The 16,319-nt window shown below is 48.9% G+C and carries 12 protein-coding genes; 10 read left to right on the plus strand and 2 right to left on the minus strand.

Translation table 11 applies throughout. The features are described from left to right. Positions 1 to 76 precede the first annotated feature (76 nt). Positions 77 to 2,362, minus strand: coding sequence for an AraC family transcriptional regulator (locus GCU39_RS02315; protein ID WP_152392028.1), 2,286 nt, complete (start codon positions 2,360 to 2,362; stop codon positions 77 to 79). A gap of 237 nt (positions 2,363 to 2,599) precedes the next feature. On the opposite strand from GCU39_RS02315, the gene GCU39_RS02320 reads away from it, so the two are divergent. The 5 genes from GCU39_RS02320 to GCU39_RS02340 all read left to right on the plus strand — a co-directional run bounded on the left by GCU39_RS02320 (position 2,600) and on the right by GCU39_RS02340 (position 8,789). Continuing rightward, positions 2,600 to 3,589 carry an ABC transporter permease gene (locus GCU39_RS02320; RefSeq protein WP_152392029.1) on the plus strand — a complete coding sequence of 330 codons (990 nt, stop codon included), beginning with the start codon at positions 2,600 to 2,602 and terminating at the stop codon, positions 3,587 to 3,589. 23 nt (positions 3,590 to 3,612) lie between these two features. Then, positions 3,613 to 4,515 (plus strand): carbohydrate ABC transporter permease, encoded by a 903-nt coding sequence (locus tag GCU39_RS02325; RefSeq protein ID WP_227793418.1) that lies wholly within the window; start codon positions 3,613 to 3,615, stop codon positions 4,513 to 4,515. Positions 4,516 to 4,744: 229 nt separating this feature from the next. After that, positions 4,745 to 6,334, plus strand: coding sequence for an ABC transporter substrate-binding protein (locus GCU39_RS02330; RefSeq protein ID WP_193726736.1), 1,590 nt, complete (start codon positions 4,745 to 4,747; stop codon positions 6,332 to 6,334). 185 nt (positions 6,335 to 6,519) lie between these two features. Further along, on the plus strand, positions 6,520 to 7,548 hold the full coding sequence (locus tag GCU39_RS02335; RefSeq protein WP_227793419.1) for an ROK family transcriptional regulator: 1,029 nt from the start codon (positions 6,520 to 6,522) through the stop codon (positions 7,546 to 7,548). A gap of 14 nt (positions 7,549 to 7,562) precedes the next feature. Further along, the gene (locus tag GCU39_RS02340; protein WP_152392031.1) at positions 7,563 to 8,789 is read left to right on the plus strand and encodes an MFS transporter; all 1,227 of its coding nucleotides are present in this window, start codon (positions 7,563 to 7,565) and stop codon (positions 8,787 to 8,789) included. A gap of 69 nt (positions 8,790 to 8,858) precedes the next feature. Here the strand turns inward: GCU39_RS02340 and GCU39_RS02345 are convergent, their stop codons facing one another. Continuing rightward, a complete protein-coding gene (locus tag GCU39_RS02345) occupies positions 8,859 to 9,848 on the minus strand; it encodes a LacI family DNA-binding transcriptional regulator (RefSeq protein WP_152392032.1) in 990 nt (329 codons plus the stop codon). Positions 9,849 to 10,103: 255 nt separating this feature from the next. On the opposite strand from GCU39_RS02345, the gene rihC reads away from it, so the two are divergent. From rihC to GCU39_RS02370, 5 genes are all read left to right on the plus strand, one after another. Continuing rightward, positions 10,104 to 11,027 carry a ribonucleoside hydrolase RihC gene (gene rihC / locus GCU39_RS02350; protein ID WP_152392033.1) on the plus strand — a complete coding sequence of 308 codons (924 nt, stop codon included), beginning with the start codon at positions 10,104 to 10,106 and terminating at the stop codon, positions 11,025 to 11,027. A 29-nt stretch (positions 11,028 to 11,056) separates the two neighbouring features. Continuing rightward, positions 11,057 to 12,415 (plus strand): C4-dicarboxylate transporter DcuC, encoded by a 1,359-nt coding sequence (dcuC, locus tag GCU39_RS02355; RefSeq protein WP_152392034.1) that lies wholly within the window; start codon positions 11,057 to 11,059, stop codon positions 12,413 to 12,415. 56 nt (positions 12,416 to 12,471) lie between these two features. Continuing rightward, positions 12,472 to 13,398: a ribokinase gene (rbsK, locus tag GCU39_RS02360; protein WP_152392035.1), complete on the plus strand. Its 927-nt coding sequence runs from the start codon at positions 12,472 to 12,474 to the stop codon at positions 13,396 to 13,398. A 3-nt stretch (positions 13,399 to 13,401) separates the two neighbouring features. Next, entirely contained in the window at positions 13,402 to 14,625 is a 1,224-nt protein-coding gene (locus tag GCU39_RS02365; protein WP_152392036.1) for a NupC/NupG family nucleoside CNT transporter, read from the plus strand. A 149-nt stretch (positions 14,626 to 14,774) separates the two neighbouring features. Beyond that, on the plus strand, positions 14,775 to 16,319 hold the full coding sequence (locus tag GCU39_RS02370) for a spore germination protein (RefSeq protein ID WP_152392037.1): 1,545 nt from the start codon (positions 14,775 to 14,777) through the stop codon (positions 16,317 to 16,319).

A 16,319-nucleotide genomic window follows, 5' to 3' on the forward strand; every position in this document is an offset into this window, starting at 1 on the left:
AACACATCAAATAAACCGTTCGGACTAAAGGATAGTCCGAACGGTTTTTCTCATTCTACGATCGAAGAAGGTCCGGTTAACTCGTCTCCTGTTGATCACCGCTTTTCATCAATAATTTGTACTGGGTTAGTGATACGCCGAAATGCTTCTTGAACAGCGTATAGAAATAATTTAAATCTTCCCAACCGCACTGCTCCAGAATCTCTTTGGTCGACAAATTGGATTCGTTCAGCAAATGCTTGACCCGGGCCATTCGAACTTTGGTTATGTATTCGGCGACGGATTCGCCTGTCGACTCTTTGAATACTCTTCCCAAGTAGACGTTCGACATTTGAAACTCCTCGGCCAAGATGCTTAGATTCAGGTTTTTATCTTGGTATTGTTCATCAATCAACTTCTTGATCCGATCCACGACGATTTTGCGCTTGTTATGTTTCACGGCGTCTACCGTTATTACGATTTCAGCAAATAACGATTCGAACGTCTGATGAATCTCTTCTACGGTCTCAAAGTAGTCGATTTTTGAAAAAAACGTATGAAATGCGTTCGATATGCGAGCATTGCTGTTGTGATCTGCAACGGAAGGATAGGAGCTGCTGATCATGAACATGAGATGGATGTACGATGACAGCATCGTTTCGTACGGCACGAAGGCTAAACCTTGAACAAATTCATCAAAATACTTCTTCACTTTATCCATATGTCCGAGCTTCAGCGAATCCAGCAGCAGCTTCACCTTTCCTTCAGGGAAAGGCGACGGTTCGAATCGAATCGACGTTCGAAATGCCGGTGTAAGAATGCTGCCATGCCCAGCGCTCATCCGATACAACGATAGTGCAAGCGTGTCAGCATATGCCTCGCTAAGCAGAGCACGGGACGCGATGGGATTGCTGACGGCGGCAGAAATCGAAAAATTCAAATATTCCTGTACCATACGTTGGATGCTTTGTACTAGTGTCAGTAGATCTGCCGTCTCATGCTCGTCCGCTTGATCTGAGGATTCCAACAGCAGTACAAGTTTATCGGCGTCCATTTCAATGACGTCACTGGCAAATTTCCCGGTAGACGACGTTTCAATGATGTTCGCGATGGCGTATTTCAGCAGACCGCGCTCTTTCTCATTGTATTTGTCGAGGAATAATCGATAATGATCCAATCGAAATACAATGATCCGCAGGACCCCGGCCAAATTCGTCTTGATGCCGAGATCGGCCTTTAGCGATAACAGCTCCTTAGGGTTCACATTTTTGTTCCCCAGCAGCAGCTCTTTTAACCAATGCGTTCGTAACGGGAGCCGTTGATCTCGCTGCTTTTGCTCCAATTCATCGCTCTTGAGCCGCACGGTTTCTATTAATTTTCCGAACGGCGAATAAATCGATTTGGACATGACGAGGGAGAAGAGATATCCCAGCAGCAGCACGATGATGCTGGTAATCAGCGTTGATGATTTAACAGCATTCACGGGTAACATGAACGACTGGTACGAGATTCTGCTAATGAATTTCCAATTCAGAGCAGTTGAAGACACGTAGGCAATATTATAGGATTGTCCATCGATTTTCGTCTCGAAGCTGCCCGATGCTTGATCGGAGGCAATGACGGTCTGCACATATGCTTCGTCCCTAATGTTGCGCAGGAACATGTCTTCGGAAGTATGATTGACGACGGTTCCGTTCGAATCGATGACGATTATTTCATTCGCTGCGGTATCGGTTTTGTTATTGATGGAAGCGATCAGCTCACGGAGAGCATTCGATTTTATATTGACGACGACCGCTTCACGCGGTTGTTTCCCGGAATCTTTCTGAAAGGGCAGGATGTAGGTATAGACGTTGATGAAATCGGTAGGCGAATTAGCTTTGGGTATTCTGCGCGCAATAGGGCTCGTGAACGACGCTTGGCTGTCCCATCGCTGAAGCAGGTTGATCACGTCTTGATCGTAAAAACGATCCGCGGAGTAGAATCCCCCATCTTCCGTCGATGCAATCCGATCTAATGGGAGAGATATGGTGTAAACCGAATGTACGTAATCGTTCGTGACGACGAGCATATCCAAATTCCGCAACGCGTTGTCCAGTACCATCTTGTCACCATTCCGATTATAAAGGAGGTTTGGAACGTGAGATCCAACAATGACGGATGACATGAATTTCTGCGCCAAATTATCCATGTAATTCATGCTGTAGCTGATCTGATTCAGCATCGATGTTCTCAGCCTGTTTTCGTTCGCAAGGGAAGCCGTGTTGTAATTGCGATACAAGAGTACGGACAGTCCGATGATCAGGATCGTGACGGTCACGGTAAAAGCAAACAGCAATTTCGTATACAATCGATTCGATTGCAACTTGAATGGAACGGACATGGAGGGCCCCCTTTCGTCTACGATTTTCTTTCTACATCTGAGTCGGTATTCCTGCGGTGATCTCCGATATTCATGCTGGATAGCTAGATATTATTGAAAAGTATATTTTTTAGAGAAAGATCTTGGCGAGATATTAAAGGAAAATATGCATTTCTCTGTATAAAAGAAAGCGATGGGCCCTTATTGTGAAATTGAAATCGAACATAAGAGATTATTTAGGAAAGAAGGAGTGGGTATATGAATAACAACGTGTCAGGCATAGCCGCTGCACAGAAAGGAGTCAAAAAGTCCGGCTTCTTGGGCCGGGTCATTTTTCTGCAAGAAATGGTCAAGCGATGGCCGTTCTATCTCATGCTTCTCCCGGGACTGCTCTATATCCTCATATTTAATTACTTCCCGATGTTCGGAGCTGTCATTGCGTTCAAAGATTATAACCCCGTGAAAGGGGTCTGGGGGAGCGAGTGGATCGGGTTTAAAAACTTCGAGTTCTTCTTCAAATCCGATGCTGCGTGGCGAGTTACCTTCAATACGATCTTCTATAACCTCGTTATTCTGGTGCTCATGACCGTCTTATCCGTCTTGTTCGCTATCCTCTTGCAAGAAACCGGCAGCAAGGTGCGGACAGGCATCTATAAAAGCGTTATGCTGCTGCCATTTTTCTTGTCCTGGGTTGTTGGCGAGTATCTTGTATACGCATTGCTAAACCCAGATCAGGGTCTCGTCAACGGCATTCGAGCATCCTTCGGTCTCGATGCGATCAACTGGTACAGCGAACCAGTTTATTGGCGGTTTATTATGCCTTTAGCTTATTTGCTCAAGCAAATTGGATATACTTCCGTCATTTATGTAGCGGCAATAACGGGCATTTCGTCGGATTATTATGAAGCAGCAGAAATCGACGGCGCCAGCAAGTGGCAGAAGGCTAAGCATATCACCATACCGCTCTTAATGCCCGTCGTGTTCATTATGCTGCTTCTCTCACTCGGGAAAATTTTCAACGGCGGGCTTGGGGATTGGGGGGCTTTCTACAACCTTCCTCGGGAATCGGGCATCTTGTTCTCGACGACCGACGTGATTGATACGTATGTGTTCCGGTCGCTGCGCACCGTGAACGATATCGGAATGTCTTCCGCGGTAGGATTGTATCAAGCGGTTGTAGGGCTGATTCTGGTGCTGATATCCAATTATCTGGTTAAAAAATATGATTCCGACAGTTCATTGTTCTAATCTGGCTATGAGGGAAGTGTGTGATGGTGAAATCGTTGAAGTTGAAAGGTGAAGGCGTAATTTCGAAGCTCTTGATTAATCTCATGTTCATCGTTTATAGCGCGATGTGCCTGATTCCCGTGCTATTGGTGCTGTCCATCTCATTGACGAATGAAAAATCGCTGCTCACTGACGGCTATCATTTGTTTCCGAAGGAGTTCAGTCTGATCGGATATCAGTATGCATTTTCCGGCACGACATCTATTTTGAACGCATACAAGATCACGATTCTCGTAACGGCCGTCGGCTCTATTCTTCATTTGCTTGTCACTTCCATGATGTCCTATGCGATCTCCAGAAATGAAGTGAGGTATAGAAATCAAGTTGCATTTCTTGTATTCTTTACGATTCTGTTCAATGGGGGGCTGGCGCCTTATTATATTCTTGTAACCAAATACCTCCATTTGAAAGATTCACTGCTAATATTGATTATCGCGCTGCTCGTGTCACCCGTACATGTGCTCATTATGCGCAACTTCTTCAAAGCGCTGCCCGATTCCATTATTGAATCGGCACGGATCGACGGTTCGGGGGAATTCATGACGTACTTCCGGATTGTACTGCCTTTGTCTACCCCCGTGCTTGCGACGATCGGATTATTCATTTCCATCGCTTATTGGAATGATTGGTTCACCAGTGCGCTGTTCATCGAGAACAATAAATTGTATACGCTCCAATATTTGCTGCAGTCGCTCATGACGAATATCCAGTACTTGATGAGCAATGAGCAGGCATCCAAGACGATAGAGAAATCGATCGGCATGCTGCCGGGCGAAAGTGCCAGAATGGCTGCTACCATGTTGTCCATCGGGCCAATCATCTTGATGTATCCCGTATTGCAGCGGTATTTCGTTAAGGGGCTCACACTTGGCGCCGTCAAAGCTTAGAAATCAAATTTTTCATGAAAAGTATCCTTTTTAAAGAACCGGAATTCGCGATTTATTAGAGGAAAATACATTTTTTCTTGTATACGTATACTTCCTTGGTCAACTAAGCTGAAATCGCATCCCAAGACTGAATGTGAAATAAACCGGGGGGAGTGACGTTAATCTTAGGGAAGTGGAAAAAGAGCGGTTGATGAATTTTTTTAAAAAAAGAGTTAATAGGAGGTCTCATATGCAACCACTAAAAAAACGTATGCCTTCCGTTATTGCCGGCTTACTCGTTCTATCTCTGACCATCGTTGGATGCGGAACAAGCAGTGAACCGGAAACAAGCCCTAAAGTCGCAGAGAACCAGACGACGCAAGAGACAGAGAAGAAGACGGAAGAACCAGTCGAATTAACGTTCTATCTGGCCAATTCCCCAGTGAAGGATTTGGATCGCATCATGGAAGCAGCCAATAAGATTATCAAGGAAAAGATAAACGCTACCTTGAAGCTGGTTGTTACGGACTGGAGCGCTTATCCTCAAAAAATGAATCTCATGATCTCGTCGGGCGAACCGTTCGATCTTGCTTTTACTGGAAGCTGGGGAGAACTCAACTATTTTCAGAACGCATCCAAAGGGGCTTACCTCGACATAACGAATCTACTCGACAAGTATGCGCCTGTAACGAAATCCAGAGTGCCGGATAGTATTTGGCAGGGCGTGAAGGTCAATGGCAAAATATACGGATCGATTAACTATCAGGTCTGGGGTATGGCAGGAGCGAAAGGGGTACAGCTGCGCAAGGATTTCGTCGATAAATATAATTTCGACTGGAAGTCAGCTAAGACATGGAATGACTTAACGCCGTTCCTGGATGCCGTGAAGAAGGGCGAACCGGATATCATTCCTTGGGAATACAGCAATCAGGCGGATAACTTTGCCGATATGCCGATCATCTATGGCATGGACTCGGTGGGTGACAATAAGATTCCAGGCTGGATTCGGATCAACGACAAGGACATTAAGGTGTTCAACCAATATGAAACTGAGGAATACAAGGATTACTTGAAAACATTCCGGAATTGGTATGTGAACGGGTACATCAAGAAGGATGCAGCAACGATGAAGGATTATCTACCGGACCGAAAAGCGAAGCGTATTGCTGCTTTATATGCGAACCCATATCCAGACCAAGTCGACATGCCTGAGCTAGGTGCCCAGTCTTTCATGTCCCATGCGCCGGCAGAGGATAAGGTCTATAGCATTACGAAACGGTTTACCGAGCCGTTTATCCCAGCGAATAGCCCTTCAACCGCGCTCGTTGTCGTCGGTGCGAACTCGAAGCATCCGGAGAAGGCCGTCGAATTGATCGAACTGCTAAATACCGATGATGCTTTGTTCCATCTCATTGCTTTTGGCGAAGAAGGCAAGGATTACAAGAAGATTAGCGACAAACAAATTGAAATGATCAAGGATATGTACAATTTCAACTGGAGCGAATGGGAGCTCGGGCAGTCTTATAGCAGAATGTTATGGGATCAAAATACGAATGTAGCCACGCAGGAGAAATCGCTCCAAATGATCTACGACGCCGATAAGACGGCAGCGGTATCCCCTGTGATGGGCTTCGTATTTAACTCGGAGCCGGTAAAAACGCAAATCGCCAATGTCGATGCGACATTGAAGGAATATTTGTACACGCTGGATTCTGGATCAGTTGATCCTGACAAGTATTACGCGGAATTTATCGACAAACTGAAAAAAGCCGGAGCAGACGATATCATTGCCGAGAAGCAAAAGCAGATCGATGAATGGAAAGCTGCGAACGGCAAGTAATATGCAATCATAAAATCAGTAAATAATAGCCTCCTCAACCAAGAGATTTGGAAACGTGTTGAGGGGGTTATTTTATTTGTTCGAAAAGGAGTTGGTTATCATCTTGACAATGTTGGTGAAATCCAATACAGTAAAAACACTTATTAAAACACTTTTAAAAAGCGTTTTTGAAATGAGGTGTTACGGTGAAACATATCGGCGGCAACGCGATGGTCATCAAAGAAGTGAATACGAATCTCGTCCGCACGGCGTTGAAAGGCGCAGGCGAAGCAACCAAGCAGCAGATCGCAACGATTACGGGACTAAGCGCAATGACGGTAGGTACGATCCTCCAGCAGCTGCTGCAATCCTCGGAAGTGCTTGAGGCGGAGCTTAGCGCTTCGGGCGGCGGCAGGCCTGCGCAGCGTTACAAGTATAACGGGGATTATGCTTATGTGCTGACGCTGTTTCCTTATGAGACGGGAGGGCGAATCCTCATTCGAAGCACGGTCGTGAATCTTCTCGGCACGATCGTCCATGAGGCGGCGGAAGAGGTCGCGCAAGTGGATATCGCATGCTTCGAGCGGATCATGGATGCATTCATTGCGAATTATCCGGCGATTCAGGCGATCGGAATCGGTTTGCCTGGTGCGGAATGGCAAGGAAAAATCGTCATTTCGGATTATAAAGCTTTGTTAGGTGTCTCGATCGTGGATTACTTCAAGCAGCGGTATGGCTTGCCCGTCATTATGGAGAACGACGTCAACGCAGCCGTGGTGGGGTACTGCGAACGCGACCATGTTCAGCTGGATGAAGCCGTCGCATACATTTACTTCCCTGACCGGTTCCCTCCGGGCGCCGGGATCTTCCTCAACGGCAAGTTGTTCAAGGGGAGAAGGAACTATGCCGGTGAGATTGGCGCGATTCCGTCAGGGACGCCTTGGGGGGATCCTGCATTACATTCTTCTTCGGAGCGCGTGGAGCAGGTGATCGTCCAGTTGATCGGCGCCATCTGCGCGGTGATCAACCCTGACCGCGTCGTACTCTATGGGAGCTTCTTGAATCAAGCGACCGGTCGTCAAATTGCGGAGCGATGCCGCATAACGCTGCCTGAGAGCGCAGTGCCGGAAGTGATCGTATCCGAAGATTTTACAGCCGATTACTTGGCGGGGATGGTTGCGCGCACGCTCTCGACGTTAGAACCGAACATCATGTTATTCAGACACGAATCATAAGGGGCGAGGGTAGAGTGGCAACATTATTTTTAATTATTATTTATTTATCGTTTATCAGTCTCGGGCTACCTGACTCCTTGCTGGGCTCGGCGTGGCCTGTGATGCAAGTGGAATATGGAGCTCCGTTCGGCGCGGCAGGCGTGATCTCCATCATCATTGCCGCAGGGACCATCGTCTCTAGCCTTGCAAGCGGCATCCTCTTGAAGAGGCTCGGAACGGGCAAGATCACACTCATCAGCTGTCTTATGACGGCGGGCGCCTTATTGGGCTTCTCCTTCGCGCCTTCGATCGGATGGATCATGCTGCTCGCCTTGCCGCTCGGCCTCGGTGCAGGCTCCGTTGATGCGGCGCTCAATCAATATGTTGCGCTGCATTATAAGGCGCATCATATGAGCTGGCTGCACTGCTTCTGGGGTGTGGGCGCGACGATGGGACCGATCATCATGTCCGGATTTATCCGCGAAGGCAATATATGGCGGAGCGGGTACATGACCGTCGCAATCATTCAATTCGCGCTCGTCGTCCTGCTCTTCGTGACGCTGCCGTTATGGAAGCGGATGGAGAAGGTACATCTCCAGCCTGCACAAGAAGAGCAGCATCAACGCACTCAGGACGCTGGCGATAACGTTCCGACGCTGCGATTGAAAGGCGTGAAGCTTACCTTAATGACCTTCCTCTTCTATTGCGGCGCGGAGGCGACCGTTGGTTTGTGGGGCAGCAGCTTCCTGGTGAACGTCAAGGATGTGTCCGCAGCTTCAGCAGCGCAATGGGTATCGATGTATTACGGCGGCATTACGATCGGCCGGTTCATTACCGGCTTCGTAACGATGCGCGTAAGCCATCGCGCATTGATCCGCAGCGGCCTGTTAACAGCGCTCGCCGGCGTCTATCTGATGATCATGCCCTTGCCGGACGTCTATTCGCTCATCGGCTTGATGCTAGTAGGCTTAGGCTTTGCGCCGATCTATCCGTGCATGCTGCATGCGACGCCGGAACGGTTCGGTGAGGCCCACACGCAGAAGCTGATGGGCTATCAAATGGCCGTAGCCTACACGGGTACGACGCTGCTGCCGCCGATGCTCGGCTGGATTGCTGCACAGACGACGATTGCGCTGATGCCGATCTTCGTCGCGATCTATGTTATATGTATGCTGCTGGGCTCGGAGCGCGTCAATCGAATCATTGCACAGCGTTCGAAGCGTGTGAATTCGGATGTTCGTCCGGGTGCGAAAACCCTATAGCCAAATACACGAAACAGCCTTTCGTTCGGTGCTTGTACCGTATGAAAGGCTGTTTTGTGTTGTGTCCAACTAATCTACCTTCAACCGCGTCGTTCCACGCTGAATTAACTCAACCTCCAGCTTGTGATTCACTTCTTCCAAAGGCTGCTGCTCGATTTTCTTGATCAGAATGCGTGCAGCGAGCATCCCCATCTCATAGATTGGCTGTGAGACGGTCGACAGCTCGGGATAGACCATCTCCGCGAGTGGAATGCCGTCATAGCCAATAATCTGAACTTGGTCCGGCACGCGGATGCCGCGCTCCTGCAGTGCGCGGAGTGCGCCGATCGCCATCATATCATTGCCCGCGAAGATCCCGTCGATATCCGGGTGGGCATGGAACAGCTTATTGACCGCTTCGATGGCCTCCTTCAGTTGGAAGTTCCCGTTCACGACTAGCTTCGGCGTGAACCATGGCAGATCTTCGACCAGATCGAGATAGCCTTGGCAGCGCTCCTCGGCAATCCAGATCCCCTTCGGACCGCGAATATGTGCGATTTTCTGACAGCCCTGCTGCAGCAAGGCTTGTACAGCTAGGTGGGCGCCCTCACGGTTCTTCGAAGAGACGGTAAGGACGGAAGGCGAGCTAATTCTATCCACGGCCACCATCGGGACTTGCAGCTGTTCAATTTCATCCTCTGACAACGTATTGGACGCCATAATGAATCCATCAATATATTTTTGTTTCAATGTCTGAATGTATTGTCGCTCGATCTTGGATGACTCATTGGTATTGCACAGAATGGTTGTATACCCGTACATCTGCGTTACCTTCTCCACCGCAAGCGCCAGCTCGTTGAAGAAGGGGTTCGTAATATCCGGGACGAACAGCGCGATCGTTTTGGTAGATTTTTTGGACAAACTGCGCGCGACGTCATTGGGAACATATTTTAGCATTTCAATCGCTTTATGGACTTTCTGCACGGTATCTTCGTGAACGTAACCTTTCTGATTCAGGACGCGAGAAACCGTCGCTACCGAAACCCCAGCGAGTTTAGAGACATCTCGTATCGTTGCGATTTTTCCTCAACTCCTTTGGCAATAATATGTAATCGATTACGCATGATAACTGCATCTATGGTACTGGTTACATAAAATTAGTATCGATGTAGTTATTATACTACAAAAAATACGTATTGACATCGCTTTCGTATTGAATTAACATAAAATCGAAATAGGTAACCGGTTACACATCGGTTAATATCTTTGCGCATCTTTTAGGAAAGATATGATGAATAGGTTCTACGACACCAACATGAGAGGATGCTGAGCAGCATGAATATGAAGAGAATTCCAATTATTATCGATACGGATCCAGGAATTGATGATGCGGTAGCCATTGGCGTGGCCCTGTACCATGAGGCGCTTGACGTCAAGCTATTAACAACGATCGCGGGGAATGTCTCGGTGGATAAGACAACGAACAACGCGCTGAAGCTCGTTGAATTCTTCGGTACAGGTACGCCGGTAGCGAAGGGTGCAGGTCAGCCATTGTGCATTCCTTACGAGGATGCAAGCGATATTCATGGGGAGTCCGGTATGGACGGCTATGAATTTCCGGAGCCGAAGAAGAACATTCACCCAGAGCACGCGGTGAATGCGATTCGCGAGACGATCATGAACAGCGAAGAGAAAGTTACGCTCGTGCCGATCGGTCCGCTAACGAACATCGCGTTGTTCTTGGCATTGTATCCGGAATGCAAATCCCGCATTGAACGAATCGTATTAATGGGCGGCTCCGCTTCCGCTGGGAATCACAGTCCGACAGCCGAATATAACATTTTCGCCGATCCGGAAGCTGCGAAGATGGTCTTCGCATCAGGCCTTGATATTACGATGGTCGGATTGGATGTGACCAGTCATGCGACGTTAACGCCAGATAATGTGGTTGCGATTCGCGATCTGAATGAAACCGGCAAGATGCTGTATTCGATGTTCCAGCATTATCGGGGCGGCAGCTTGAAGACAGGTCTCAAAATGCACGATCTATGCGCTATCGCCTATATCGTGAAGCCGGAGTTGTTCAAGACGCAGAAATGCTTCGTTGATGTGGAGACGGCGGGAACGTATACGGCAGGCACGACCATCGTCGATTTGAAGAATCGTTATCAGAAAGAACCGAATGCAACGGTTTGTCTGGGTATTGATGTGGAAGCGTTCCGCGCTTGGGCGATCGAATGCTTAGCCAAAGCTAGATAAACTTAGACAGCTTAGAGAGGAGAATCATCGTGGTAGAACTAATATTCGGTTTAATTGTTATCGTACTCGCAGGTTGGATGATCTATAAGAAAGTCAATGCGACCGTCGCATTGTTCATTGCCGGCATCCTGCTCCTATACGGTGCGGCGTTCATGGGTCACACGATCTTGCCGACCGAGACGACGACAGGCTCGATATGGCTGGATCCGATCAAGGCCATCTCGAATAGTTTTATTAACAATCTAGGAAATATCGGAATGACGATCATGGTACTGTTCGGATTCTCAGCGTACATGACGCAGATCGGTGCGAATGAAGTTACCGTTCAGACCTTGATGAAGCCGCTCTCCGGCATTAAATCGGTCTATGTGCTCGTCCCCGTCATCTTCGTGGTCGGGAACTTGTTGTCACTGGTTGTGCCGAGCGCATCAAGCCTCGCGGTACTGCTCATGGCGACGCTCTATCCGGTCTTGAAACGGATCGGGATGTCCGGCTTGACCGCAGGTGCGGTTATCGCGACGACAGCGACCATCATTCCGACGCCTCTAGGCGCGGATAACGTCATCGCTGCTCAGACGCTGGGCATTGATTTAATGGAATATGTCATGAAATATCACGCTATTATCTCGATCCCTACCTTGATTCTGATGACCATTGCGCATTACTTCTGGCAGAAATATATGGATAAGAAAAATCCGGAGACGGATGATATCGATGAATCGAAGATTGCGACGTTACGCGAGGATTTGCCACCGGCTTATTACGGCATTCTTCCGATTCTCCCGCTAATTCTGATTACGGTATTTGGTATTTTCATTAAATCGATTAAAATTGGTCTTGTAGAAATCACATTTATTTCCCTTATTGTTGCAGTCATTATCGAAATCATACGCAAACGCAAAGTTCAACAGGTATTCGAAGAGCTGATGGTATTCTTCAAAGGCATGGGGAACGGGCTGGCGATGGTTGTTGCGCTGCTCGTTGCAGCTAGCTTGCTCGTCGATGGCCTGAAGGCGCTTGGCATCGTCGACATGTTGACTAATTCGGTAAAAGACATGAATGGCGCGGGTATGATCCTGATGTTCGCATTCTCGGGTGTAACTGCACTGATCGGTCTCATCAGCGGCGGAGGGCTTGCCGTATTCTACGCGTCGGTCGGATTATTGCCTGACATCGCGCATAATGTGGGGATTAACGGGGCGATGCTGTCGATTCCAATGCAGTTGATCGCGAACCTGGTTCGTTCGATTTCACCGGTCGCAGCGTGTATTATCGTCGTCTGCAGTATCATTCAGAAGAGCCCGATGGCGGTTGTCAAACGGACCTCGGTGCCGATTATCGTCGGGATTATTAGTACGCTAGTATTGTCTTACGTCATGTTCTCCTAAGTGGCGCTTACAAGCAGTCAAGGGAACAGATTGGTTTGGATAGGAGTGAACGAGAGATGAAAAAGATATGCATACTCGGCAGCATGAATATGGACTCCAGCTTGCTGCTAGAAGCTCTACCGACAGAAGGAGAAACGGTATTCGCTTCCGGCAAGCTTGTTGGGCCTGGGGGAAAGGGATTTAATCAAGCTGTATCCGCAGCGCGGTTAGGCGCAACTGTACAATTCATCGGCAAAGTGGGGGCGGACGACAACGGTAGGCAGCTCGTGTCGACGCTGCAGCAGGAAGGAATCCGCACGGAGCATGTCCTTGTCGATCCGAATCTGCCGACAGGTGAAGCGCTAATCTTGTTCAGCAACCGCGGCAGTAATATGATCGTGGTTAGCGCAGGATCGAATATGGGGATCACCACGCAGGATGTCGACCAGTCCCGCGAAGTTATTGCGTCATCCGATGTCATCGTTGCACAATTCGAAGTGCCGATGGACGTCATTGAACATGCATTTGCCATCGCGAAGGCGGAAGGGAAAGTGACGGTACTGAACCCAGCACCGGCGAAGGAGATTCCATCATCCTTGCTTCAAGTGACGGATTTCTTGATTCCGAACGAGAGCGAGATGCATGTGATTACCGGATGCGATACGAGCCGTGACGATGCGATGGTGCAGGGAGCAGCGGCTTTGCTGAAGCAAGGCGTCGGATGCGTCATAGTGACCTTAGGTGAGCGCGGCAGCATGATCTGCCACCCGGATGGGAATCAAGCGATTCCTGCCGAGAAGGTGCAGGCGATTGATACGACGGCGGCCGGCGATAGCTTTATCGGTTCTTTCTGCACGAAGCTGGAGGGCCAAGATTACAAGCAACTCGCAAATGTCAGCGAAGCGGTACGGTTCGCAAGTCGCTTCTCGTCGATTGTGGTACAGCGCAAAGGCGCGTTTCAATCCATTCCCTACATGCATGAATTATCAGAAATGAGTGGATAACCAATGAATATTTTATGGGGACTGTTAGGCTGCTTCGTCATTTTCTTCATCGCCTATGTAATGTCAGACCATAAGAAAAGCATTAATTACCGCACAATTATCGTCGGATTCGGCATTCAATTGGTATTTGGGTTCATCGTGCTCAAATGGGATGTCGGGAAGCAGGTGCTCGAGGTCATCTCGCAAGGATTCACGAACTTGTTTCATTACGGATACGAGGGACTCGGTTTCGTCTTTGGCAGCTTGGCCGACAAGACGCAGCCGACAGGGAACATCTTTGCGATTCGGGTAGCGATGCTCGCGGTGTTCATTACACCGCTCATCGGGCTCCTATATCGGTTCGGGATCATGCAATTTTTCATGCGAGTCGTTGGTGGCGGGCTTGGCCGATTGCTGAAGACAAGCCGTGCGGAGTCGCTCGCCGCAGCGGGGAACATTTTCCTCGGACTGCAAGAAATTCCGATCATGATTAAACCTTATATGAAAACACTGACGCGCTCTGAATTGTTCGCGATTATGGTTGGCGGCTTGGCATCGGTCGCAGGCGGCATCATGGTCGCCTATGCAGCGCTTGGCATTCCGATGTCCTACCTATTATCCGCTAGCATGATGTCGGCGCCAGCCGGATTGATCATTGCCAAGATGATCATCCCTGAACGGGAGGAGCCGCAGAAGGCAGGGGCGCGTGAGTTGGAAGATGAAGATATGGGAACGAAGGATAGTATCATCAATATTATTTCGAAGGGTGCTTCGTCCGGTATGAAGATGGCGGTACAGATTATCGCCATGCTCATCGCCTTCATCTCGATGGTCGCGTTACTGAACGGCTTGCTCGGCTGGGTCGGCGGATATTTGGGCTATCAGGGCTTATCGCTTCAAGTCATCTTGGGCTGGATCTTTGCGCCTCTCGCTTTCGTGATCGGCGTTCCATGGTCGGAAGCGACGATGGCGGGCAGCTTCTTGGGTCAGAAATTCGTGATGAACGAGTTGTTCGCCTTCGGCTCATTCGCGAGCCAGATGTCGCACTTGTCGGACAAGACGATAGCCATTGTCAGCTTTGCGCTCTGCGGATTTGCGAATATTGGTTCGATGGGGATAATGCTCGGATCATTTCGCTCCTTGTCACCCGAGCGCAGCAGCGAAGTAGGGCGCTTGGCCTTCAGAGCCGTCATTGCGGGTTCGCTCGCGAATTTACTGAGCGGTGCCATTGCAGGAATGTATATGTAAGTGGTACAAAGCAGGAACTCTATTGCAGAGTTTCTGCTTTTTTTTCGTTATGGAATCAAATTATGCATACCCTTCACCCAATCAGGTTTACGACAACCTGGATTAGGCGACAATTGATCCATAGCCATGATAAATCGAGGGGATAACTTATGGAGCAGAATCAACCTGCGGCTTCCGATGCAGCAGAACTCATTTCGCCTCATCTAGAACAAAATGTAGAGAAGATCTTGCGCGAGTTAGGACACAGTGACGACATCGTCCTGAGAGAAATCCGCATTGGGAAGGTCGGGAATGTTCGCGCGGCTATTTTTTATACGGACGGGCTAACCGGTACCCAAGCGCTTGCTGATTTTGTTATCGAATCGCTGTTAATGGATATGAAGAATACGGAATTAGACCAAATGGTCTCCTTCGGTCATGATGTACTGAATGTTCTCAAAGAACGGGCAATTACCGTTGGCGGTGTGAAGGAAATTACGGCGTATGAAGCGCTCTACACCTCATTATTGTCCGGAGACGCGATTCTGCTATGTGAAGGGCAATCCCAAGGCTTTGCTATCGGGATAAGGCATTGGAACCAACGAAGTGTCACGGAGCCGGCAACAGAGACGATCGTTCGAGGTCCGCGCGAGAGCTTCACGGAATCCATTCGAACGAATACGGCGCTGATCCGGCGAAAAATTAAAGATCGCAATCTTTGGCTGGAGACAAAAACAATTGGCCGAGTGACCAAGACCGATGTATCGATTATGTACATCCATGGGATAGCGAGTGACACCCTTATAGAGGAAGTGCGCAACCGACTGGATCGGATCGACATCGACGGTATTATGGAGAGCGGTTATATCGAGGAATTAATCCAGGATGAACGGCGCACGCCGTTCCCGACGATCTATAATACGGAACGTCCGGATGTTGTTGCTGCTGATTTGCTCGAGGGCCGCGTCGCGATTCTGGTGGATGGAACCCCGTTCGTACTTACCGCTCCGACGACGTTTATTCAATTTTTTCAGGCGGCAGAAGATTATTATCAACGTGCGGATGTCAGCAGTTTACTGCGGATGCTCCGTTTTTTCAGCTTCTATATCTCGCTGATCGGGTCGTCCCTATATATCGCAATTACGACATTTCACCAGGAGATGCTCCCGACCCCGCTATTAATTAGTTTGGCGGCTCAGCGAGAGGGGGTGCCTTTTCCTGCGATTATCGAGGCATTCATGATGGAGACGGCGCTTGAAATATTGCGGGAAGCCAGCATTAGAATGCCTCGAGCCGTGGGTCAAGCGGTATCCATTTTAGGGACGTTGGTCATTGGAACGGCAGCGGTAGAGGCAGGCATCGTGTCGGCAGCAATGGTGATTGTCATATCCATCACGGCGATATCCAATTTCATTTTCCCTGCCCCGAATATGTCTATTTCCGTCAGGCTCATTCGATTTCCAATGCTGCTGCTCGCCGCTTCCTTTGGTCTATTCGGCATGGTCCTTGGGTATATCGCGCTGATGTTTCACTTGTGCAGCTTACGTTCTTTTGGTGTGCCGTACACCAGCTCACTGGCGCCGTACAATCAGGAAGATCAGAAGGATACGATCTTCAGACTGCCTCGCTGGAGAATGAGAACACGCCCGCATCTCTTGAACCGGGATAACGCAAAGCGGGAGCAGCCGATACCCTCCCCTAAATCTCGATCCTGA

Origin of the sequence: Paenibacillus guangzhouensis (assembly GCF_009363075.1) — a bacterium.
Taxonomy (GTDB): domain Bacteria; phylum Bacillota; class Bacilli; order Paenibacillales; family Paenibacillaceae; genus Paenibacillus_K; species Paenibacillus_K guangzhouensis.